At 47.5% G+C, this 22,662-nt stretch carries 19 protein-coding genes; all 19 read left to right on the forward strand.

What is annotated here, in order from left to right; genetic code table 11:
* Nucleotides 1–12: 12 nt before the first annotated feature.
* The 19 genes from CZ502_RS05920 (at nucleotide 13) to tyrS (ending at nucleotide 22,187) form a co-directional block, all read left to right on the forward strand.
* Complete coding sequence (locus CZ502_RS05920; RefSeq protein WP_076460521.1) at nucleotides 13–1,053, forward strand: AI-2E family transporter; 1,041 nt, start codon at nucleotides 13–15, stop codon at nucleotides 1,051–1,053.
* Between the two features lie 168 nt (nucleotides 1,054–1,221).
* On the forward strand, nucleotides 1,222–2,883 hold the full coding sequence (locus CZ502_RS05925; RefSeq protein ID WP_076460523.1) for a formate--tetrahydrofolate ligase: 1,662 nt from the start codon (nucleotides 1,222–1,224) through the stop codon (nucleotides 2,881–2,883).
* Between the two features lie 194 nt (nucleotides 2,884–3,077).
* Nucleotides 3,078–4,757 (forward strand): acetolactate synthase AlsS, encoded by a 1,680-nt coding sequence (gene alsS, locus CZ502_RS05930; protein ID WP_076460525.1) that lies wholly within the window; start codon nucleotides 3,078–3,080, stop codon nucleotides 4,755–4,757.
* A gap of 21 nt (nucleotides 4,758–4,778) precedes the next feature.
* Nucleotides 4,779–5,495 carry an acetolactate decarboxylase gene (budA, locus tag CZ502_RS05935; protein WP_200804223.1) on the forward strand — a complete coding sequence of 239 codons (717 nt, stop codon included), beginning with the start codon at nucleotides 4,779–4,781 and terminating at the stop codon, nucleotides 5,493–5,495.
* Between the two features lie 163 nt (nucleotides 5,496–5,658).
* Nucleotides 5,659–6,144 carry a 5-(carboxyamino)imidazole ribonucleotide mutase gene (gene purE / locus CZ502_RS05940; RefSeq protein WP_076460529.1) on the forward strand — a complete coding sequence of 162 codons (486 nt, stop codon included), beginning with the start codon at nucleotides 5,659–5,661 and terminating at the stop codon, nucleotides 6,142–6,144.
* The gene (gene purK, locus CZ502_RS05945; RefSeq protein WP_076460531.1) at nucleotides 6,137–7,261 is read left to right on the forward strand and encodes a 5-(carboxyamino)imidazole ribonucleotide synthase; all 1,125 of its coding nucleotides are present in this window, start codon (nucleotides 6,137–6,139) and stop codon (nucleotides 7,259–7,261) included. Before purE ends, purK begins: the two co-directional genes overlap by 8 nt.
* A 73-nt stretch (nucleotides 7,262–7,334) precedes the next feature.
* Complete coding sequence (gene purB / locus CZ502_RS05950) at nucleotides 7,335–8,630, forward strand: adenylosuccinate lyase (RefSeq protein WP_076460534.1); 1,296 nt, start codon at nucleotides 7,335–7,337, stop codon at nucleotides 8,628–8,630.
* Nucleotides 8,631–8,860: 230 nt separating this feature from the next.
* Nucleotides 8,861–9,580 (forward strand): phosphoribosylaminoimidazolesuccinocarboxamide synthase, encoded by a 720-nt coding sequence (gene purC / locus CZ502_RS05955; protein ID WP_076460537.1) that lies wholly within the window; start codon nucleotides 8,861–8,863, stop codon nucleotides 9,578–9,580.
* Nucleotides 9,581–9,829 (forward strand): phosphoribosylformylglycinamidine synthase subunit PurS, encoded by a 249-nt coding sequence (gene purS, locus CZ502_RS05960; protein ID WP_076460539.1) that lies wholly within the window; start codon nucleotides 9,581–9,583, stop codon nucleotides 9,827–9,829.
* Nucleotides 9,830–10,510 (forward strand): phosphoribosylformylglycinamidine synthase subunit PurQ, encoded by a 681-nt coding sequence (purQ, locus tag CZ502_RS05965; RefSeq protein ID WP_076460541.1) that lies wholly within the window; start codon nucleotides 9,830–9,832, stop codon nucleotides 10,508–10,510.
* 3 nt (nucleotides 10,511–10,513) lie between these two features.
* On the forward strand, nucleotides 10,514–12,745 hold the full coding sequence (purL, locus tag CZ502_RS05970; RefSeq protein WP_076460543.1) for a phosphoribosylformylglycinamidine synthase subunit PurL: 2,232 nt from the start codon (nucleotides 10,514–10,516) through the stop codon (nucleotides 12,743–12,745).
* Nucleotides 12,721–14,184 (forward strand): amidophosphoribosyltransferase, encoded by a 1,464-nt coding sequence (purF, locus tag CZ502_RS05975; RefSeq protein ID WP_076460545.1) that lies wholly within the window; start codon nucleotides 12,721–12,723, stop codon nucleotides 14,182–14,184. The genes purL and purF overlap by 25 nt, the downstream gene beginning before the upstream one ends.
* A complete protein-coding gene (purM, locus tag CZ502_RS05980; RefSeq protein WP_076460547.1) occupies nucleotides 14,181–15,224 on the forward strand; it encodes a phosphoribosylformylglycinamidine cyclo-ligase in 1,044 nt (347 codons plus the stop codon). Before purF ends, purM begins: the two co-directional genes overlap by 4 nt.
* Nucleotides 15,225–15,227: 3 nt before the next feature.
* Complete coding sequence (gene purN, locus CZ502_RS05985; RefSeq protein WP_076460549.1) at nucleotides 15,228–15,806, forward strand: phosphoribosylglycinamide formyltransferase; 579 nt, start codon at nucleotides 15,228–15,230, stop codon at nucleotides 15,804–15,806.
* Nucleotides 15,803–17,341, forward strand: coding sequence for a bifunctional phosphoribosylaminoimidazolecarboxamide formyltransferase/IMP cyclohydrolase (gene purH, locus CZ502_RS05990; RefSeq protein ID WP_076460551.1), 1,539 nt, complete (start codon nucleotides 15,803–15,805; stop codon nucleotides 17,339–17,341). The genes purN and purH overlap by 4 nt, the downstream gene beginning before the upstream one ends.
* A 25-nt stretch (nucleotides 17,342–17,366) precedes the next feature.
* Nucleotides 17,367–18,629, forward strand: coding sequence for a phosphoribosylamine--glycine ligase (gene purD, locus CZ502_RS05995; RefSeq protein ID WP_076460553.1), 1,263 nt, complete (start codon nucleotides 17,367–17,369; stop codon nucleotides 18,627–18,629).
* Between the two features lie 85 nt (nucleotides 18,630–18,714).
* On the forward strand, nucleotides 18,715–19,401 hold the full coding sequence (locus CZ502_RS06000; RefSeq protein WP_076460555.1) for a 2,3-diphosphoglycerate-dependent phosphoglycerate mutase: 687 nt from the start codon (nucleotides 18,715–18,717) through the stop codon (nucleotides 19,399–19,401).
* A 165-nt stretch (nucleotides 19,402–19,566) separates the two neighbouring features.
* On the forward strand, nucleotides 19,567–20,604 hold the full coding sequence (locus CZ502_RS06005) for a hypothetical protein (RefSeq protein ID WP_076460557.1): 1,038 nt from the start codon (nucleotides 19,567–19,569) through the stop codon (nucleotides 20,602–20,604).
* Nucleotides 20,605–20,936: 332 nt separating this feature from the next.
* On the forward strand, nucleotides 20,937–22,187 hold the full coding sequence (gene tyrS, locus CZ502_RS06010) for a tyrosine--tRNA ligase (protein WP_076460560.1): 1,251 nt from the start codon (nucleotides 20,937–20,939) through the stop codon (nucleotides 22,185–22,187).
* The last annotated feature ends 475 nt before the right edge of the window (nucleotides 22,188–22,662 follow it).

The following is a 22,662-nucleotide window of genomic DNA, read 5'->3' on the forward strand; positions in this document are numbered from 1 at the left end:
GAAGATGGCCAAATGATAGATGCATGGCATCGTTTTATCGCAAACGTAAAGTTACGTCGCTTTACCGTGTTGCTGCTGATCGTGATCGTGTTGTGGCTAATGCGGTCAATGATGAACTTAATCTTATTTACCTTTATCCTTACCTACCTGGTAGTAAGCTGGGTTCGCCTTGTTCAGCGGTGGTTGCCCAAATTATCGACGACGATCACCGTGATCGCAACCTATGTAATTTTAATTTTTGCCCTTTATCTAGGGGTGACCAGGTACCTGCCAGTGTTGACCCGGCAGGTTGTTAAGATGGTCAATTCGGTCGTGAAATTTTACAGTACCCGGCAGGCCAGCATTATCTACAATTACATTAACCACTATGTCAGCACGGCGACAATAATGGCCCAGGTGCGGCATGGGATTACGATTGCGGTTAGCACGCTCACGAGTATCGGGGCAATTACCGTTACCTTTGTAATGTCATTGATCCTTAGTTTCTTCTACACCCTGGAGTTAAGGCAGATGAATGAGTTTTCCAACCGTTTCTTGGACAGTGACTTTGGCTGGTTCTTCCAGGACATTGATTATTTTGGGAAGAAATTTGTGAATACCTTCGGGGTGGTATTAGAAGCCCAGTTCTTTATTGCCATCTGTAATACCGTGATTACGACCCTTTGCTTGATATTCATGAAGATGCCCCAGATCTTTGCCCTATCACTGATTGTCTTTATCTTTAGCCTGGTACCGGTTGCGGGGGTTATCATTTCAACAATCCCGCTAGCGATGGTCGGTTATTCTGTCGGCGGGATCCGGGATGTTATCTACATCATTATTATGATTATTGTTATCCACACCCTGGAGGCGTACGTTCTCAACCCGAAATTTATGTCGAGCCGGACAGACTTGCCAATCTTTTACACGTTTATTGTCCTACTGATTAGTGAGCACATCTTCGGTACCTGGGGGCTAATCGTAGGGGTACCAGTATTTACCTTCTTGCTGGATATCCTTGGCGTAAAACCAATCCGGAGCGGAAACAAGGGCGTTAAACTAACCAAGAATTAGGGAAGCCAGTGAAAACTTCACGGCTTCTTTTTTATATCTCCGAACTTTGTTTGTGCACTATGATATAATTGTTAATTAATAGCGAACTAAAAAGTGCTAGCTGCTGAAAAAGTTTTCGTTTAGTGTATAATGTTTGTTAACAGGAGCAAAGAAAGGAAGTTGATATCCATGACAGATATTGAAATTGCAGATCAAGCGACCCTTGAACCAATTAATAAGATTGCGGCGAAGCTCGGCCTTGGTGATGACCAGGTTGAACAATACGGTAAAAACAAGGCGAAGCTTAGCCTTGATATAAAGCCCGTCGCGGGCAAAAAACACAAGCTCGTTCTCGTTACGTCAATTAACCCCACTCCAGCTGGGGAAGGGAAGTCGACTGTTTTGATCGGCCTTGGGGATGCCCTCAACCAGTTAAACCACCAGACGACAATTGCGATGCGGGAACCATCAATGGGGCCAGTTTTCGGCATCAAGGGTGGGGCAACCGGTGGTGGCTACAGCCAGGTTGTACCGATGGAGGATATCAACTTAAACTTCACCGGGGACCTTCATGCGTTGACCAGTGCTAACAATACCTTAGCAGCCTTGATCGATAACTACATCATGCGGGATAATGCCCTTAACCTTGATCCGCGGCAGGTTATCTGGAAACGGGTTGAAGATGTTAACGACCGTGCCCTACGGAATGTCATCACTGGCCTCGGTGGGTTGATGGCCGGCGTTCCACGTGAAACAGGTTTTGATATTACAGCTGCCTCTGAATTAATGGCAATCCTCTGTCTGGCAGATAGCCTGCATGACTTAAAGCAACGGATTAGCCGGATTGTGGTTGGCTATACATTTGATAAGGAACCGGTCACTGTTGGTCAACTGGGCTTTGAAGATGCCATTACGATTATCTTAAAAGATGCCATCAAGCCTAACCTTGTCCAGACCCTTGACCACACACCAACGATCGTTCACGGGGGACCATTTGCTAATATTGCACACGGGTGTAACAGTGTGTTAGCTACCCAGACAGCCTTAAACCTTTCGGACTATACTGTTACCGAAGCAGGCTTTGGGGCAGACCTGGGTGCGGAAAAGTTTCTTGATATTAAGCAGCGAGTTTTAGGGAAGAGTCCCGATACAATTGTGATTGTTGCGACTGTCCGGGCGCTTGAATACAATGGTGGTGCTAAATTAGCAGACCTCAATGACGAACAGCTGCCAGCCTTGAAGACGGGGATGGCTAACCTTAACCGCCATATTAAGAATATGAAGAGCTTTGGCGTCCCGTTGGTCGTTGCCATCAACCACTTTACTGCCGACAGCGAAGCGGAGATCCAAATGATCAAGGACAACTGTCAACAACTAGGGGTTGATGCGGTTGAAGTCGATGCCTGGGCCAAGGGTGGTGCAGGTACCCATGACCTGGCCAAGAGGGTTGTGGAATTAGCAGATCAGCCAAGTAACTTTACCCCCGCATACGATGTCCAGCTTGATGACCTGCAAACGAAGGTTGAAAAGATTGCCAAGAATATTTATGGTGCGAAGGAAGTATCCTTGAGTCGGAAGGCGCAAAACCAGCTGAAGCGTTTTGCGGAATACGGCTGGAACGACCTGCCGGTATGTATTGCCAAGACCCAGTACTCCTTTACCGATGACCAGAAGCAGTTAGGCGCACCGACAGACTTTACTTTCCACATCCGTGGCTTTGTTCCGAAAATCGGGGCGGGCTTTATCGTTGCCCTTGCTGGAAACATGATGACAATGCCCGGATTACCTAAAGTACCGGCAGCTGTTAACATGACGATTGATGACCAGGGCAAGATTACTGGCTTGTTCTAACAATTGAATTAATAAAGCGTCGATTGTGCAATTTTCTACATCGGCGCTTTTTTTCACAAACTTTGTGGAAAAAGAACGGCAAGATTCGCGCATTGATCGCCATGTGAAGGATCCCGCTATCTTGTGAAATGGGAAATAGCGAACTAAACTATAAACATATTATGATGATAAATCTTTTTAAGAGGTGAAGGTTAATGGAGAAGAAGTTGTATGGCGCAGATATTGTTGTTGACAGTTTGCGCAAGCACGGGATTGATTTAGTTTTTGGAATTCCAGGGGCGAAAATTGACCGTCTGTTTGAAATGCTTGATGGTAAGGACAGTGCAGATGCTCCCAAATTAGTCGTCACTCGTCATGAGCAAAACGCTATTTTTATGGCACAGGCATATGGCCGGTTGACGGGGAAGACCGGGGTTGCTGTTGCAACTTCCGGTCCGGGAGTTGGTAACTTAACGACCGGGATAATGACGGCCAATGCTGAGGGCGACCCTGTGCTTGCCGTCGGCGGACAAGTACAAAGAAAGGACCTTCACCGGGCAACCCACCAAAGCACCCCTTCAACCGAAATTATGGCCCCAATTACCCAGTACAGTGCTGAAATTCAGGACCCTAATAATATTTCGGAAATCATGGCAAATGCCTTTGAGGCAAGCCAAGGAACGCGCAAGGGAGCAGCCTTTGTTAGTTTGCCACAGGATGTCGATGATGCACAGGTGACGGAAAAACCGTTGCCAATTTATGAAAAGCCAAAGATGGGTCCGGCTGACCCGGCCGACTTGGCAAAGCTAGTTGAGCTGATTAAGCACAGCAAGATGCCGGTAATCTTAATCGGCCAACGTGGTGCTGATGAAAATATTACGCGGGCGTTGCAGCGATTACTCCATGACTATGCCTTCCCGGTTGTTGAGACCTACCAGGCGGCAGGGGTTGTTTCTCGTGACCTTGAAGAACAGTCCTACTTTGGGCGGATTGGTTTGTTTAGAAACCAAGTCGGTGACCAGCTGTTGCAACAAAGTGACCTAGTAATCACGGTTGGCTATGACCCAATTGAATATGAACCGCGTAACTGGAACAAGGAAGGACAACTGCGGATTGTTAACCTAGATACCCTTCCGGCCCAGATTGATAACCACTTTACCCCAATTATGCAACTAGTTGGCAACCTGGCGACTAGTCTTGACCAACTCGACCACTTGTTAAAGGGGTATGAGTATCCTGCCGCTGCCCAAGATCAACTGGCCACCTACAAGCAGCAATTAGACCAGGATAAGAAATTGCAAGCGCCGGCAAGTAATGGGGTTAGTCACCCACTAGCGGTGGTTCAAGCAATCCAAGAAAACGTTACGGATGATATGTACGTAACCCTTGATGTCGGTTCCCACTATATTTGGATGGCCCGCCACTTCCGCTGTTACCAACCACGGCACCTCATGATCAGTAACGGGATGCAGACGTTGGGTGTCGGCCTACCATGGGCAATGGTTGCCGCAATGCTTCACCCGGAACACAAGGCGGTCGCCGTATGTGGTGACGGGGGCTTCCTCTTCTCTGGGGCGGAACTTGCGACAGCAGTCCAACACCACTTAAACGTTGTTACGATCGTATGGAATGACGGTGGCCACTATGACATGGTTAAGTTCCAAGAGGAAATGAAGTACCCGCAAGCAGCTGGTGTTAAGTTTGGCGATGTCGATATCGTTAAGTATGCGGAAAGCTTTGGGGCAGCGGGACTCCGGGTTGAGCAGCCAGAAGATTTAACTGCCGTATTAAAGAAGGCATTTAGCATGGACGGTCCAGTTGTCGTTGATGTTCCTGTTGACTACTCGAATAATAAGGACCTGGCCGCCAACCTAATTGATTCACAACTTGGCTAATTGATGGAAGGACTTGATACTATCACAACACTATATGAACACGGAACGTTAGCTTCCTTGATGGCCGGCAACTTTGCCGGGACTGTCAAGGTGGGTGACCTCCTAAAGCACGGTTCGACAGGCATCGGGACTTTTGACGGGCTTGATGGGGAGGTGATCATCATTAATAACGATGTTTACCAAGCTGTTTCAAGTGGAAAGGTCAACCACATTACGGATATGAACGCGATGATGCCATTTGCCTCGGTTCATTTCCCCCAAGACTTACAGGCGTTATCGCTAACGGACGTTGATTTTGCCCAGCTTAATGGTAATTTTGTTCAGGAGCATAAGTTGGGAAACGTTTTTGCCTTCCTCCAATTAAGCGGGCAATTTGACCACGTTAAGATTCGCATTGCGCCAAAGCAGGCGAAACCTTACCCTAGCTTGCTAGAAGTTGCCCAACAGCAGCCAGAGTTTACTAAGGACCATGTAACTGGAACGATCCTCGGTTATTATGCGCCAGAAATCTTTGGGACGATTACTGCTGCGGGATGGCACCTTCACTTCATCAGTGATGATCGCCAGTTTGCTGGACACTTATTATCCTTTACAGCGCCAAAATTAGCCGGAAATTTTGAAATTTTCGATAATCTTGAGCAGCACCTTCCAGTTGAAGACCAGGAGTTCCGTGATAGTACGGTTGACATGAGTACCCTCAGGGAGGGAATCGCAAAGTCAGAAGGAAACGCGGATTAATAACAGCGAAAAACAGACGATAGTTAAAAAGATTGGTGAATACAATGTCGCCAATCTTTTTATTTTCGAACTATTATTTGATTTTAAAATTTAAAGTTCGGAATTTTGTTGTTTTAAACATTGTGATTTGTTATCCTTAAAGCAGATTTAAGGAGGCAATTTTATGAGTGATATTAGTGTTGTGATGGGCAGTAAATCGGACTGGCCAACCGTTAAAGAAGCCTGTAATATTTTAGATCGGTTTGGTGTTGCGTATGATAAACAGGTGATTTCCGCTCACCGGATGCCCAATGAAATGTTCGCATTTTCGCAAGGAGCAGTTGAAAAGGGGACAAAGGTAATTATTGCCTGTGCTGGTGGTGCGGCCCACTTACCCGGGATGGTTGCGGCCAATACGCCGCTCCCCGTTATCGGCATTCCTGGTCAGACAAGGGCGCTAGGCGGGCTCGACTCCCTTCTTTCAATAGTGCAAATGCCTGCGGGAATTCCTGTTGCGACAACTGCAATTGGAACAGCAGGGGCAAAAAATGCTGCCCTGCTGGCTCTCCAAATTTTAGGGATCACTGATAAGCAAATCCAACAACAGATTGTGGCTTTCAGAAAGGAAATGCACGATCAAGCACTAGAAAGTGGGGACCATCTTGACTAATTTTATCCAACAGGGAAAGACGATTGGCATTATCGGTGGTGGCCAGCTTGGACAAATGATGGCCCTTGATGCAAAACAGACAGGGATGAAGGTCATTATCTTAGACCCCACTCCTAATTGTCCGGCGGGGCAGGTCGCTGATGAGCAAATAGTTGCACCATATGCGGATAGTAATGCGATTGCGGCGTTAGCGCAAAAAGCGGACGTTTTGACTTATGAATTTGAAAACGTTGACCTTCAAGCCCTGGAGAAGGTGGTGGATAAGGTCTACTTGCCTCAGGGGACCAACTTGCTTTATACCACTAAAAATCGCATCCGCGAAAAGACCTTTTTACGTGATGCAGGCTTAAAGACGGCCCCGTTTATGGCGGTCAAAAGTGCGGCGGACTTAAAAGTGGCGGTCAATAAAATTGGCTACCCCTGTGTTTTGAAGACCTGTGAAGGTGGCTATGATGGGCACGGTCAAGAAGTTTTACGCCGTGATGAAGACTTGGCGAAGTGTCATGATCTTTTAGCAACACGTGACTGCATTCTTGAAGGGTGGGTACCGTTTGACCTTGAATGTTCCGTCATGGTTGGTCGCAACGAGCGCGGTGAGGTTACGACATTTCCTGTTGCAGAAAATATTCACCGTAATGAAATCCTCCATACCAGCATTGTACCTGCCCGGATTTCCCCCGCTCTTCAGGAAAAAGCAACAAAGATGGCGGTCCAGATTGCAGAGGCAATTAACCTGCGGGGAATTCTCGGGGTCGAAATGTTTGTTGCCCATCGCGGGGAAATCTACATTAACGAGCTGGCTCCCCGCCCGCATAATTCGGGGCATTACTCGATTGAGGCTTGCAACTTCTCCCAGTTTGCCATCCATAACCGGGCGATTTGCAACTGGCCCCTGCCAAAAATTGAGTTGCTCAAGTCAGCAGTGATGGTCAATGTCTTGGGGCAACATGTAGCGGGCGTGCGTAACCAGATCGCCCAGCAACCTAGCTGGCATTTTCATGATTACGGCAAGGCCACCCGTCGGCATAACCGGAAGATGGGGCACGTAACAATCTTGACAGATGATCTTGTGCAAACACTAGCAGAAGTTGACAATACCGGAATGTGGAATGAATAAAGTTCGGCTTTACGTTGACTAGCGATCTGTGCGATAATGTTCCTTAGAAAAAGATAGAGAGGATTTTTAACTGATGATTGATCGTTATACTAGTCCAGAAATGGCAAAGATTTGGAGCCTTGAGACCCAATATCAATGCTGGCTTGATGTTGAAATTGCCGCTGACGAAGCCTGGAACAAGCTTGGTCATATTCCGGCTGAAGATGTTGAAAAGATCAAGAAAAATGCTAAGTTTACGGTTGATGGAATTGCGGAGATTGAAGCAGTAACCCACCATGACGTAATTGCCTTTACCCGAGATGTGTCTAAGTCCCTTGGTCCCGAACGAAAGTGGGTTCATTACGGGATGACTAGTACTGATGTTGTCGATACTGCCCAAGGGTTGCGGTTGAAGAAGGCGAACGATATCATCCGCAAAGACATCGACGACTTTATGGCTGTTTTAAAGGGAGTTGCGGAGAAATATAAGTATACTGTCTGCATGGGGCGGACCCACGGTGTTCATGCTGAACCAACTACGTTTGGCTTGAAGGTTGCCCGGTGGTACTCTGAGATGAAGCGGAATAAAGAACGCTTTGAGCACGCGGCACGCGGAGTAGAAGCGGGTAAGATTTCTGGTGCTGTTGGGACTTTTGCTGAGATTGACCCCTTTGTGGAAAAGTATGTCTGTGACAAGCTTGGTTTACGCGCCCAGGAAATTTCGACGCAGATTTTGCCGCGGGATCTTCACGCTGAATACATTTCTGCAATTGCCTTAATGGGTACCAGCCTTGAAAACATGGCAACGGAAATCCGGTCGCTCCAGCGGACGGAAATTCACGAAGTAGAAGAACACTTTGCCAAGGGGCAAAAGGGCTCCTCTGCAATGCCGCATAAACGGAACCCAATTGGCTCAGAAAACATTTCTGGTTGTGCCCGGGTCTTAAGAGGGAATGTCGTCACTGCCATGGAAGACGTTACCCTCTGGCATGAACGGGATATTTCTCACTCTAGTGCTGAGCGGATGATTCTTCCAGATTCGACTTCCCTAATTGACTACATGTTACGTCGCTTTGGCCGGATCATGAAGAACCTCGATGTCTTCCCAGAAACGATGAAGAAGAATATGGACAAGACACTGGGCCTGATCTACTCTGGCCGGGTGCTCTTGAAGCTGGTTAACTCAGGGATGACCCGGGAGGCCGCTTATGACTTGATCCAACCATATACTGCTAAGTGCTGGGCGGAACAGATCCCGTTCCGGCCACTGCTTGAAGCCGACCCAACAATCCAAAAACAGTTAACCAAAGAGGACCTCGATGATGCCTTCGACTACCACTGGCACCTTCGCCACGTCGATGATATCTTTGAGCGGGTTGGCTTAGACTAGCTGTTAATTAAATACCAAATATCAACCACCCCTTATCAGCATGCTCGTTGTGTGCTGGTAAGGGGTGGCTTTTTGTTTTTGACGAACATTGACAAAGAAAATGATTTAAATAATCGTGTTTTTATTGACAAACAATGTTAGTGGATAGTATATTTATTCCAAGAAATAGCGAATTATATATTCCTATCATTGATTAATGTTCGTATTTTTTGAAAAGGAGTCCCTCATCGATGGAAAAGTTGTTGTATACCGGAAAGGCAAAGCAGATGTGGCAGACAGATGATCCAGATGTTTTGCGGGTCGTTTATTTGGATCAGGCAACCGCATTTAATGGGAAAAAGAAGGAGCACTTTGCCGGGAAGGGCGAAGCGGCTAATGCGATTTCTAGCCTGGTTTTTCAGTACTTAATTAAGCATGGGATTAAGACCCACTTTATAAAAAAACTATCGCCAACTGAAGACCTGGTAAAGAGATGTACGATGTATCCCCTTGAATTTGTGACCCGCAATGTCATTGCTGGCCACTTTGCAGGTCGTTACGGCTTGGCGGAAGGAGCAGCCCTTAGCGAACCTGTTGAGGAAACTTTTTATAAGAGTGACCGCCTTGATGACCCCTTTATCAATGAGTCGGCGACAGTTGCATTAGATATCGCTGATCATGAAGCGTTAGCGCAAATGTGGGCGATTTGTCGGCAGGTTAATGACTTGCTTAAGCCACTTTTTGCTCGTGCGGGGATGCAACTGGTTGACTTTAAGCTTGAGTTTGGCCGGTTAAGTACTGGTGAGATTGTGTTGGCGGACGAATTTTCGCCAGACAACTGCCGGTTATGGGATATCAAGACCGACCAACACCTTGATAAGGATGTTTACCGGCGCAAGCTTGCTGATTTAACACAAACATATGATGAAGTGTTGGCCCGCTTACAGGCGGTCGTTAAGGAGGAAGGGTAAATGACTAAAGTTCGGATTTTCGTTAGCTATAAACAGTCAGTTTTTGATCCCCAGGGAGAGACGATTAAGGATGCAATTCATGCTCTGGGTCATGATGAGGTCACTGCTGTGCAAGTCGGTAAGTTCTTTGACGTAACACTTGATGCGGCTGGCGACAAATTAACAGCAGCGGTTAAGGAGATTGCAGACCAGCTTCTCGTTAATTTCAACATGGAAACTTACACTTACCGAGTACTGGAGGAAGCCTAAATGAGAATTGCCGTTGTTGTTTTTCCAGGCTCAAACTGTGATATTGACCTGTACGAAGCACTGCATTCGGTTTGCCAGGCAGATGTTGAATATGTTTCTCATCATGAAAAAAGCCTTGCCGGTTTTGATGCAGTGATGCTTCCTGGTGGCTTTTCCTATGGTGATTATCTCCGGGCAGGTGCGATTGCCCGTTTCACTAACATTATGCCAGCGATTATTAAGATGGCTAATGAAGGCAAACCCGTCTTTGGCACCTGCAATGGTTTCCAGATTTTGACTGAGGCAGGGTTACTTCCGGGGGCGTTGAAACGTAATGATTGCCAACGCTTTGTCTGCAAAACAATCCCGTTGGAAGTTGTTAACAATGAGACGGTGTTCACCCGCCAATACCAAAAACACGAACGAATCGCCCTGCCGATTGCTCATGCTGATGGGAGTTATTACGCCGACCAAAAGACACTCGACCAGTTAGAGGAAAACCACCAGGTTGTCTTCCGGTATGCGGAGGAAAATCCGAATGGTAGCCTGCATAACATTGCTGGAATCGTCAACGAGCGGGGAAACGTCCTTGGGATGATGCCACACCCCGAACGGGCAGTTGAAGCGCTCCTTGGCAGTAGCGATGGGCTGCGGTTATTCAAGTCGTTATTAGCAAACGGGACAGCGAAAGTGGAGGCATAAGGAATGAAGCAAGCAATGACCCCAGAAGAAATTAAAGAAAAAAAGCCCTACTTAGACTGGAGCTTAAGTGAAGCAGAGTACAACTACATTAGTGAAACCTTGCTTGGCCGCCTTCCTAACTACACGGAAACGGGTCTCTTTTCTGCAATGTGGAGTGAGCACTGCTCTTACAAGAAGTCAAAGCCGGTCTTACGCCTTTTTCCCAATAAAAACAGCCGCGTTCTTCAGGGACCTGGTGAAGGCGCGGGAGTTGTTGATATTGATGATGGCCAGGCAGTTGTGTTTAAAGCAGAAAGCCATAACCACCCAACAACAGTTGAACCATATCAGGGAGCGGCAACCGGAATTGGGGGGATCTTACGTGACATTTTTAGCATGGGTGCCCGACCGATTGCGTCACTTGATTCCTTACATTTTGGCGAAATAAAAAATGACTCCCAGATGCAAATGAAGGTTGAAAACACAGTCCGTGGAATCGGTGACTATGGCAATTGCATGGGGATTCCGACCGTTGCGGGGGAAACGACCTTTGACCCTTGCTACCAAGGAAATATCCTCTGCAATGCCATGAGTGTTGGCCTGATGGAGCAAAAGGACATTCAAAAAGGAACCGCCACCGGGATTGGCAATGCCGTAATGTACGTTGGTGCGAAGACCGGTCGGGATGGAATACACGGGGCAACCTTTGCTTCTGCCGATTTCAGTGATGAGAACGCCACGCAGCGGTCAGCGGTCCAAGTTGGTGATCCCTTTATGGAAAAACTATTACTGGAAGCTTGCTTAGAGTTAATTACTGAACACCCTGACTGGCTAGTTGGAATTCAAGACATGGGGGCGGCGGGAATTGTCTCCTCTAGTGCCGAGATGGCGGCTGAAGGAAAGAGCGGGATGACACTCAACCTTGACCTTGTGCCGCAGCGCGAGCCCGAGATGTCGGCTTATGAAATTATGCTGAGCGAATCGCAAGAGCGGATGCTCCTGTGTGTAAATAAGGGGCATGAAGATGATGTACAGAAAATCTTCGCCTTTTATGGCTTGGAAGCAGTAACGATTGGCCGGATTACTGCGGGACATGACTATGTGCTGTTTCATGATGGACAAGAGGTTTGCCACATTCCGGTAACCAGCCTGACCGATGACGTTCTTGAGGAAGAAAGTGCGGAGAAAATGCCTGCCCGGATTGAAAAGGCAGCGGCAATGCCTGCTTGGCAACCCCAGATTATTGATGCTGGAGAAACGCTCCGGCAACTTCTGCAACAAAGCACCATTGCTGATAAGAGTAGCCTTTACCAGCAGTATGATTCGCAGGTACGGACGAATACCGTGGTGGGCCCCGGTAGTGATGCAGGGGTAATCCGCATTCGGGGAACGCGCAAGGGCCTAGCGATGACGACTGATGGCAATGGCCGGTTTGTTTACCTTAATCCAGAAGTAGGGGGCAAAATCGCTCTTGTTGAAGCGGCTGCCAACATCATGGCAAGTGGGGCAGAACCGCTAGCGATTACTGACTGTCTCAACTACGGGGACCCACATGATCCAGAAATCTTTTGGGAACTTCACCATTCAGTTCAAGGAATGGCGGCTGCCTGCCGGGAGTTTGATACACCGGTTATTTCGGGGAACGTTTCCCTTTATAACGAAAATAATGGGCAGGCAATCCACCCGACACCAATGGTTGGCATGGTCGGTCTCGTCAAGGATATTGACCATGTCATCCCGTCATTTGCCCAGCACGCTGGTGACCAAGTCTTTATCGTTGGGAAGACGGGGGATGATTATGCCGGATCAGAGCTGCAAAAGATGTTAACGGGCAATATTAGTGGGGTCGTCAATGACTTTGACCTTCACCACGTTCATGAATACATGCGCCGCTTGCTAGCAGAAATGCAGACCGGCCGTGTTGCTAGTGCCCATGATCTTAGTGAAGGTGGCTTGGGAGTAGCCCTTGCCGAGACGCTCTTTAAGACAGACCTGGGGTTAGACCTTAACCTGGGCCACATGACGACGGCCCAGCTATTTAGTGAAACCCCAGGACGGTTTATCGTGACAGTCCCGGCTGACCAGGCAGAAAGCTTTGCCCAGTCCCTTGGTGATGACGCGGTTTGTGTTGGGGAAGTGACTAATAGCCACTGGTTGGCCCTCCGCTTAGCGAACGGGGAAGTTTATCAAAATGTTTCTGAATTGCAACAACGATGGGAGGAGGCCCTACCTTGCCAGCTGAAATCAAGGGATTAAATGAAGAATGTGGAATTTTTGGTGTCTTTGGCGCCCCGGATGCCAGCCAATTGACATACTATGGCTTGCATACCCTCCAACACCGGGGACAAGAAGGTGCCGGGATTGTTTCAACTGATGGCAAGACCTTGTACCAACACCGTGACCGGGGACTCCTTGCGAAGGTTTTTGAAAATCCGGCAGAGCTAAAGCGATTGGTTGGCGATGCCGCAATCGGGCATGTTCGTTACGGAACCAGCGGGCACAACTCAATTGCTAACGTCCAACCGTTTCTCTTCCGTTTTCACGATGGGGACGTTGCCTTAGCCCACAATGGTAACTTAACCAATGCCGTCACCCTGCGTCGCCAACTAGAAGATGCGGGCGCCGTATTCCAGTCAGATTCGGATACTGAAATCCTTATCCACTTAATCCGCCAGCACATTAAGGATGGATTTATTCCAGCGTTAAAGCAAAGTCTTAACCAGGTCCACGGTGGGTTTGCCTACCTATTGTTAGAAAAGGACCGGATGATTGCTGCTCTTGACCCCAACGGCATCCGCCCGTTATGCATCGGTCAGTTGGCCACCGGGGCGTACGTCATTGCCAGCGAAACCTGTGCCCTGGATATCGTCAATGCGCACTTTATCCGCGATGTCCAACCGGGCGAATTGGTCATTGTTGATCGCGATGGCCTGCATATTGACCATTACACTACTAATACTCAGCTAGCGATTTGTTCAATGGAGTATATTTACTTCGCTCGTCCAGACTCAATTATCCACGGGGTGACCGTCCATAATGCTCGTAAACGGATGGGAAAGCTTCTCGCAAAGGAGCACCCCGTCGATGCCGAGATGGTAATCGGGGTGCCGAATTCATCACTTTCTGCGGCGAGTGGCTATGCAGAAGCGGCTGGCTTGCCCTATGAGATGGGGCTAATCAAAAGCCAGTATGTTGCGCGGACATTTATCCAGCCAACCCAGGAACTACGGGAGCGCGGCGTCCACATGAAGTTATCCGCGGTGCGCGGGGTTGTCAGTGGCAAAAAGGTTGCGGTGGTCGATGATTCGATTGTCCGGGGCACCACCTCAAAACAGCTTGTACAGATGCTGCGCAATGCTGGTGCGAAGGAAGTCCACCTGCTAATTGCCTCCCCGCCGTTTAAGTTTCCCTGCTTTTACGGGATTGATATTTCCACCCGGGCAGAGCTCCTCGCCGCCCATTACACGGTTGCGGAAATGCGGGAAAAGATCGGGGCGGATACGTTGAACTTTTTGAGCGTTGATAGCCTTGTGAAGGCAATTGCCGTGCCTGATGCTGGGGATGCTCCGTTTGGTGGGCTGACCGTTGCCTATTTCAATGGGCAATACCCAACGCCCTTATATGACTACGAAGCAGGTTACCTAAAATCGTTAAGTGAACAGGAGAAATTAATCCAAAGGGGGACGGAAAAATGAACCGGTATCGAGAAGCGGGCGTTGATGTTAATGCTGGCTATGAAATGGTGACACGGATTAAAGCGGCCGTTAATTCCACCGCCCGTCCGGGGGTCCTTGGCGAAATTGGTAGCTTTGGCGGGATGTTTGACTTAGGAGAATTGAATCTTGTCCACCCGGTACTGGTATCGGGGACGGATGGCGTCGGGACCAAGCTGCTAATTGCCCAGGCAATGGATAAACATGACACCATTGGCATTGATGTTGTTGCGATGTGTGTCAACGATGTCCTTGCCCAGGGGGCAGAACCGCTAACCTTCCTGGACTACATTGCGACCGGCCATAACGACCCGGCAAAGATGGCGGCAATTGTTAGCGGGGTGGCAAACGGGTGCCGCGATGCAGGCGCAGCCCTAATTGGTGGTGAAACGGCGGAAATGCCCGATATGTACAGCCGAGACGAGTATGACCTTGCGGGAACGGTCACCGGGGTGGTGGAAAAAGATGAGCTGCTCACCGCAAATATCCCCCAGGCAAATGATATATTGATTGGCCTGCCTGCGAGCGGGTTACATTCCAATGGCTTTTCCCTTGTCCGCCAAATCCTGTTTAAAGACCATGATGTTAAATTGACTGATACTCCCAGCCAGTTAAATGGTCAAACTGTTGGCGAAGTTTTGCTGACGCCGACGCGGATTTATGTCAAGGCGGTGTTACCACTAATTCGGCAAAAGTTGGTTCATGGGATCAGTCACATCACTGGTGGGGGCTTAATTGAAAACGTCCCACGAATGTTTGCTGATGGTCTCCAGGCGGTGATTAACTTGTCGCACTGGCCCTCTTTACCAGTGTTTGAATACTTGCAGGAAGTAGGCAGCCTTAGCAAGGAGGATTGTTTGCAAACCTTCAATATGGGGGTGGGGATGGTCCTGGCTGTTGCCCCTGCACGGGTCGCACTTGTACAAAAGATGCTTACTGAAGCAGGGATGCCGAGTTACCAGATCGGCTACTTGAAACACTGCCTGCCAACTGCGGATAAGATTGTCATTAAGCGAGGGTGAGAAATGAAAGTTGCAATTTTAGCGTCAGGTAATGGCACCAATTTTGAAGTACTTGCCAAGCATTTTAAAACAGGTGACATTCCAGGTGAATTAGCATTGCTGTTTTGTAACCACCCGACAGCGGCGGTGATGGAGCGGGCCGCCCGGCTTGGCGTCCCGGCAGAAAGCTTTACTGTCAAGTCATGTGGGGGAAAGCAGCAGTATGAAGAAAAACTATTGTCCTTACTGCAAAGTTACCAGGTCGATTTTATTGCCCTTGCTGGCTACCTACGGGTGATTGGCCCGACAATTTTGGACCATTACCCCCACCGGATTATCAACCTCCACCCGGCTTGGCTACCTGAGTATCCCGGCCTTCATTCGATTGAACGGGCGTTTGAGGACCACCGTCAGGAGACCGGAGTGACAGTTCATTATATTGACGCTGGCCTCGATTCGGGCCCGATAATTGCGCAGCGACGAGTACCAATTTTACCGACTGATACCATTGAGAGCTTAGAAAATCGTGTCCATGAAACTGAACACCAACTGTACCCAATTGCATTAAAGCAAGCATTAGAGAAGGAGAAAAATAACTTATGAAACGCGCGCTAGTTAGTGTATCTGATAAAACCAACTTGGTCCCCTTTGTTAAGGGGCTTGTCGATAACGGCTATGAAATTGTTTCCACTGGTGGGACAAAGAAGGTGCTGGACGAGGCCGGAATTGCGACGATTAGTATCGAAGACGTTACCCACTTTCCAGAAATCCTGGATGGACGGGTGAAAACATTAAACCCATATGTTCACGGGGGACTCTTAGCACGGCGGGACCTACCAGCACATATGGCTACTTTACAAGAATTAGATATTACGCCCATCGACCTTGTTTGTGTGAACCTCTATCCCTTTAAGCAAACAATCGCCAAGCCGGACGTCAAACTTGAGGATGCGATTGAAAATATTGATATCGGTGGGCCAAGTATGGTTCGCTCTGCCGCCAAAAACTACCATGACGTGACGATTGTGGTTGATAAGGGTGACTACCACCAGGTGTTAGCTGAAATTAAGGATGCGGGTACAACGACTCTTGAAACCCGGGCAGCGCTTGCAGCGAAAGCCTTTCGCCATACTGCTGCTTACGATGCGTTGATTTCTCAATACTTAACCAGCCAAGTGGGATTAGCAGCGCCAGAACAGCTAACGATGACTTGGCAGTTAAAAGAAACGATGCGCTACGGGGAAAACGCCCACCAAAAGGCATGGTTGTATGAAGATGCAATGCCAAAGAGTTTTTCGGTGCTCCAAGCTGACCAGTTCCACGGAAAGAAACTTTCCTACAATAATATTAAGGACGCCGATGAAGCCCTGCGGTGTATTCGGGAGTTCGCTGAACCAACCGTAGTGGCGATGAAGCACATGAACCCGTGTGGAATTGGCCGTGGCGCAACCCTTGAACAGGCCTGGGACCGGGCGTATGCGGCTGACCCAGTATCGATCTTTGGTGGGGTGATTGCCTTGAACCGGCAAGTAGACTTGGCAACGGCCAAGAAAATGCACAAGATCTTTCTTGAGATTGTCATTGCCCCTGGCTTTGATGACGATGCTTACGAGCTTCTGGCAAAAAAGAAAAATATCCGGCTCCTCAGTCTTGACTTTAGCAAGAAGGATGAAGCACCGGCTCCTGAGCTAGTGTCCGTAATGGGCGGGGTGTTAAAGCAGGAGCAAGACGTATTGCAAGAAGACTACCGTGACTGGACATGTGTTACTGATGTCAAGCCGACTGACGAGCAACTGAAGTCACTATTGTTTGCCTGGAAGGCAGTTAAGCACGCAAAGTCAAACGCCATTGTGCTTGCTAATGATGAACGGACGCTTGGCGTTGGCGAAGGACAACCAAACCGGATTGACTCCTTGAAAATTGCGGTTAAGCACGCAGGTGATGATATTGATAACCGGACCGTAATGGCTTCCGATGCATTTTTCCCATTTGCTGACTGTGTTGAATTTGCTGGGAAAAATGGCATTAAGGCGGTCGTTCAACCAGGCGGCTCCATTCGTGACCAGGAATCGATTGCGATGGCAAATAAATACGGCATTGCGATGGTAACAACTGGTGTCCGTCATTTTCGGCATTAATACTAGGTGGAGTTAGGAGGTCAATATGACGGAAAAGGTAAATGTATTGGTAGTTGGCGAGGGCGGTCGCGAGTTTGCGATTGCTAGCCAACTGCAGTCTAGCAAGCACGTCAAGCAAGTTTACTGTGCACCGGGGAATGCCGGAATGTCTGCAGTGGGGGTGCAAGCCGTGGCAATCGCTGAGACTGACTTTGCCGGGCTAATCCGCTTTGCAAAGGAACATCAAATTGCGTGGACGTTTGTTGGGCCAGAGGACTGCCTAGTTGACGGTATTGTTGATGACTTTAAGGCTGCGGGGCTCAAGGTGTTTGGCCCCGATGCCCGGGCTGCCCAGCTAGAAGGCTCCAAAGACTACGCCCTTAATTTTATGAACAATTATCATGTCCCGACTGCTCGTCATTCCTCATACCGGGATCAAACTGCCGCAATAAACGAGGTTGATAAATTTGGCTTCCCAGTCGTTATTAAAGAAAACGGCCTTGCCGGGGGTAAAGGGGTCGTAATTGCGAAGGATCGACGGACTGCGGTGCAAACAATCAAGGACATGTTTGAAAATGGCCGCGCCCGGCTGGTCTTAGAGGAATGCCTAGTGGGTCCTGAATACTCAATGTTTGTCCTGGTCAGCAATGGACACTACCGGATTTTGCCGCTGGCCCAGGACCACAAGCGTGCCTATGATGGTGATAAGGGCCCTAATACTGGGGGGATGGGTGCTTATAGTCCGCTTCCCCAGTTAAGCGCAGTAGACTATCAGCGGATGGTTGATGAGGTGGTAAAGCCGACGATTGATGGGTTAGTGGCGGGGGAATACCATTACCACGGCATTTTATATATTGGCTTGATCTTGACTGCTGATGGGCCGAAGGTGATTGAATACAATGTTCGGCTTGGCGACCCGGAGACCCAGGTGATTTTGCCCCGCCTAAAGACTGACTTATTTGAATTGGTGACGGCAGCTATCAATGACCAGCCGCTGCCAGAAATCGTGGAAACAGCAGCTGCCTGTTTTGGGGTTGTCGTTGCCGCCGATGGCTACCCCCAACAGCCAACTCATGGACAAAAGCTCGGTCATCTTCCTGCCGAAGAAGACATTGAAATTGCCTATGCAAACGTTACTGGTGAACTGACTGACTTGCGCGGGGCGGGTGGTCGACTGCTGATGGTCCTTTCTAAGGATCCTTCGCTTAAAGTCGCCCATGACCGGGTTTACCGCTACTTAGCCGATATCAACCTCCCCGGATGTTTTTATCGTGATGATATCGGCGCCAAGGCGGGGTTGACGGATTGACTATTGGCATTTAGTGATGAATGGATTAAAATAATAACGTAATGCTGTTTAAAGCGATATTTAAGAAGAAAGAGGTCAATTGAACATGGCTAAATTAGTATTAATTCGTCACGGTCAAAGTGAATGGAACTTATCTAACCAATTTACTGGTTGGGTTGACGTTGACTTGAGTGAAAAGGGTGTTGAACAAGCAAAGAACGCTGGTAAGGCCCTTAAGGAACACGGCATCGAATTTGATTACGCCTACACTTCTGTTTTGAAGCGGGCAATCAAGACTTTGCACTACGCTCTTGAAGAATGTGACCAATTATGGATCCCTGAATACAAGACTTGGCGTTTAAACGAACGTCACTATGGTGCACTTCAAGGCCACAACAAGAAAAAGGCTGCTGAAAAGTACGGTGACGAACAAGTTCACATTTGGCGTCGTTCATACGATGTATTGCCTCCATTGCTGAGTGCTGATGACGAAGGTTCAGCTGCTAAGGACCGTCGTTACGCAGACTTAGACCCACGCGCTATTCCTGGTGGAGAAAACTTAAAGGTTACCTTGGAACGGGTTATCCCATTGTGGCAAGATGAAATCGCTCCAAAGCTTCTTGATGGCAAGAACGTTATCATCGCTGCCCACGGTAACTCCCTCCGTGCTTTGAGCAAGTACATTGAAAATATTTCTGATGAAGATATCATGAACCTTGAAATGGCTACTGGTCAACCAGTTGTTTACGACTTCGATGACAAGCTCAACGTACTGGGTAAGGAAAAGTACTAATATTTACGATAATTAGTAATTAATAAAACAGGATCATCATAAACGGTGACCCTGTTTTTGTCATTTATTGAATAAACTTTGAACAAGCCGGCTAAGAAATTGTACTCAAGGCTGGTTGTGGTATGATGAAAAAGCAGAATTAAAATTAAACTGGAGAGTGTGTCGATGAAAATAGAAAAACAAGCTAAGATCCCGGTTAAGGGGTTCATTTCTTCCTTAAAAGAACTAGTAAAGCCAAGTTACTTACGAGCAATGTGGCCAATTGCGGGGATTTCAATTATCTTTTTTGCAGTGTTATCAATTTTGAGTATCCTGACAACCAGTATCCAAGCCTCAATGACAATGTCGATGATGATGATGATGTATGGTGCCATTTCACCGCTATCAATTGCCGCTTCGCTTATTGAAATATTATTGATGGTGGCGATTATAATTGCCCTTTCGTTCGGTTACTCATTCTTTAGCCTGGCAAGTCAGTATACTTACCTAGATAAGCTTGCGCACCCGGAACAACCGGTGAGTGCGGGGTCAATTTGGTTACATTTCAAGCATTTACGGAAGAACCAGGTATTGCGGATTGCCCTATACATTGCCCTCTTTACATTCTTGTGGAGCTTACCGCTTAATATTGTTGCTAACCTCGTATCATTACGAGTAACGACTAGTGCTGGCTTAATTGCTGTGCAGGTAATCCGGCTAATCAATGACATTATTATTTTCTGGAAGAGCATTGAATATTCCCAAGCATACTTCTTGTACCGGGAAAAACAGCCACAGTTCCTCGGTCAATCGATGCGTCACGCCCTGACTGCTAGTCGGCGGTTCATGACTGGTCGGAAGTGGAACTACTTTGGGATTATCTTATTAGTAGATGTGTTGCCAATTGTTATCTGGGCATTGATCTTTGGTGGCCTTGCTTACTATGGTATCTATACCGCTACCTATGTCCTTACCTACGTTGGTTTGATTGTCTTCGTCCTCGGGCTGGCATGCTACTTGCCGGTCATCTTTGCAACCGGGGCGCTCTACTACAATGAGATGCAAACCAAGACTGATGTTGACGTGATGTTCAAGGAAACGTTTAAGCCGGTTGCTGAGTTAACAGGTGAAGCATACGTTCATGAACTTTATGTTGAAGATCAGGCAGTAGAGCAAACCACGTCAACGGAAAATGAAGAACACGAAGCTAAAAAAGATAAATAAGTAAAGAGCTGTCCGTCAATGGGCAGCTTTTTTAAGCTTGACAGCGCCGTGAGATAACGGGTACAATGACGACAATAATTAAAGGCGCGGATGTAATTTTAGTAGGGCGCGGCTGGACATTCAGAGAGCGAGCGGCTATTGCGAGCTTGCCAATGCTAGCGTCCGAATTACACTTACGGAGCCTTTCAGTACTGAACGGATCGTCTCGTTATCGACTAGAGAGGTAGCCATCACGGCTGCAAATCAAGGTGGTAACGCGGTAAATCGTCCCTGACTTCAGAATCGAAGCCAGGGACTTTTTTGTATCCAGGAACTTTTATGGAGGTAAGGAAATGAACATTATTGACGAACTCGAATGGCGGGGAGCACTTAACCAAGTAACGGATGAGGAAGCATTACGGAAGTTAACTGCCGAAGATAAGATTGCCCTCTACTGTGGGACGGACCCGACTGGTGATAGCTTACATATTGGTCACTTGATTCCGTTTATGATTTTGAAACGGTTCCAGTTAGCTGGGCACCACCCAGTGATTTTGATCGGTGGTGGAACAGGGGCAATCGGTGATCCATCTGGGCGGAAGACTGAACGGACTTTGCAAACAATGGACCAGGTCCACCACAATGAAGAAGCATTGACCGCCCAAATGAAGAAGCTCTTTGGAACAGAGAACTTTACAATCGTTAATAACTATGACTGGCTATCAAAGATTAGCTTGCTTGACTTCCTGCGGGATTACGGGAAAGTATTTAACATTAATACAATGTTGAATAAGGAAGTTGTCGCCAGTCGACTAGAAGCGGGAATTTCCTTTACGGAGTTCACTTACCAAATCTTGCAGTCAGTCGACTTCTTGCACTTATACCACCACAATAATGTTCAATTAGAAATTGGTGGTTCAGACCAGTGGGGCAATATTACTGCCGGGATCGACTTGATCCACAAGATTGAAGGACCGGAGACCAAGGTATACGGTCTGACAATTCCGCTAATGCTTAAAGCAGATGGGACGAAGTTTGGGAAGACCGCTGGTGGGGCAGTATGGCTAGATCCAAAGAAGACTTCCCCATACGAATTCTACCAATTCTGGATTAACCAGGATGACCGGGACGTTGTTAAATACTTGAAGTACTTTACTTTCTTATCGAAAGAAGAAATTGAGGACTTAGCAGAAAAGGTAAAGAACGAGCCATGGAAGCGGGAAGCCCAACGGCGCCTTGCCCAGGAAGTAACCAAGTTTGTTCATGGGAAAGCAGCAGTTGAGGAAGCTGAGCGGATTAGTAAGGCCTTATTCTCTGGGGATGTTGCCGACCTCTCTGTTGATGAAATTGAGCAAGGATTTAAGAACATGCCATCCGTAGAAGTAGAAAACAAGAAGGAAAACATCGTTATCTGGTTAACTGATAATGGAATCGAACCATCTCGTCGCCAGGCACGGCAAGATGTATCAAGTGGCGCTATCCGGATTAATGGTGAAAAGGTCGATGATGTCGATGCAGAAGTTGACCCAAGCAGCCACTTTGATGGTAAGTTTGTCATTGTCCGGAAGGGGAAGAAGCACTACTACCTTGCACGGGTAAAATAAGTGAAATAGATTGTTAATAAATTGCGCCTCGATTTGATCGATTAGGGGTGCAATTTTTATTTTCTTTTAGAGAAAAGCTAACAATTGTGAGCCGAAAAATATAAAAGTTCGGTTGCCTGAATTAAAATGAAAAACTTGTAAATAATCCTTGACGAAGAGTGAAAATCCATGTATATTAATAAACGTTGTCACGGCGGTTATGGCCGCTAAGCTGTTAGCAAGTTATCAATAAAAAATTGAAATTAATTGTTGACATCAAGTTGACGACATGATATTCTAATAAAGTTGCTGATTGAGTTATCGATCAAAAGAAATTCTAAATTGATTAAAATTTCTTCTTGACAAGCCAATCAACGTTATGATAAAATATAAATGTTGATTGGCTGCTTAATTAGCCAACAAGGTAGACCTTTGAAAACTGAACAAAGTTTCGACGAATCAAATGTGTAGGGTCTTCAATCATTTATGATTTGAA

The organism is Limosilactobacillus caccae (assembly GCF_900156885.1).
In the GTDB taxonomy this organism is placed as follows: Bacteria; Bacillota; Bacilli; order Lactobacillales; family Lactobacillaceae; genus Limosilactobacillus; species Limosilactobacillus caccae.

What these genes read in the sequence shown, in the direction of transcription:
- CZ502_RS05920 (WP_076460521.1), top strand. Translation starts at nt 13, where the DNA reads ATGATAGATGCATGGCATCGTTTTATCGCAAACGTAAAGTTACGTCGC.
- CZ502_RS05925 (WP_076460523.1), top strand. Translation starts at nt 1,222, where the DNA reads ATGACAGATATTGAAATTGCAGATCAAGCGACCCTTGAACCAATTAAT.
- alsS (WP_076460525.1), top strand. Translation starts at nt 3,078, where the DNA reads ATGGAGAAGAAGTTGTATGGCGCAGATATTGTTGTTGACAGTTTGCGC.
- purE (WP_076460529.1), top strand. Translation starts at nt 5,659, where the DNA reads ATGAGTGATATTAGTGTTGTGATGGGCAGTAAATCGGACTGGCCAACC.
- purB (WP_076460534.1), top strand. Translation starts at nt 7,335, where the DNA reads ATGATTGATCGTTATACTAGTCCAGAAATGGCAAAGATTTGGAGCCTT.
- purC (WP_076460537.1), top strand. Translation starts at nt 8,861, where the DNA reads ATGGAAAAGTTGTTGTATACCGGAAAGGCAAAGCAGATGTGGCAGACA.
- purS (WP_076460539.1), top strand. Translation starts at nt 9,581, where the DNA reads ATGACTAAAGTTCGGATTTTCGTTAGCTATAAACAGTCAGTTTTTGAT.
- purQ (WP_076460541.1), top strand. Translation starts at nt 9,830, where the DNA reads ATGAGAATTGCCGTTGTTGTTTTTCCAGGCTCAAACTGTGATATTGAC.
- purL (WP_076460543.1), top strand. Translation starts at nt 10,514, where the DNA reads ATGAAGCAAGCAATGACCCCAGAAGAAATTAAAGAAAAAAAGCCCTAC.
- purM (WP_076460547.1), top strand. Translation starts at nt 14,181, where the DNA reads ATGAACCGGTATCGAGAAGCGGGCGTTGATGTTAATGCTGGCTATGAA.
- purN (WP_076460549.1), top strand. Translation starts at nt 15,228, where the DNA reads ATGAAAGTTGCAATTTTAGCGTCAGGTAATGGCACCAATTTTGAAGTA.
- purH (WP_076460551.1), top strand. Translation starts at nt 15,803, where the DNA reads ATGAAACGCGCGCTAGTTAGTGTATCTGATAAAACCAACTTGGTCCCC.
- purD (WP_076460553.1), top strand. Translation starts at nt 17,367, where the DNA reads ATGACGGAAAAGGTAAATGTATTGGTAGTTGGCGAGGGCGGTCGCGAG.
- CZ502_RS06000 (WP_076460555.1), top strand. Translation starts at nt 18,715, where the DNA reads ATGGCTAAATTAGTATTAATTCGTCACGGTCAAAGTGAATGGAACTTA.
- CZ502_RS06005 (WP_076460557.1), top strand. Translation starts at nt 19,567, where the DNA reads ATGAAAATAGAAAAACAAGCTAAGATCCCGGTTAAGGGGTTCATTTCT.
- tyrS (WP_076460560.1), top strand. Translation starts at nt 20,937, where the DNA reads ATGAACATTATTGACGAACTCGAATGGCGGGGAGCACTTAACCAAGTA.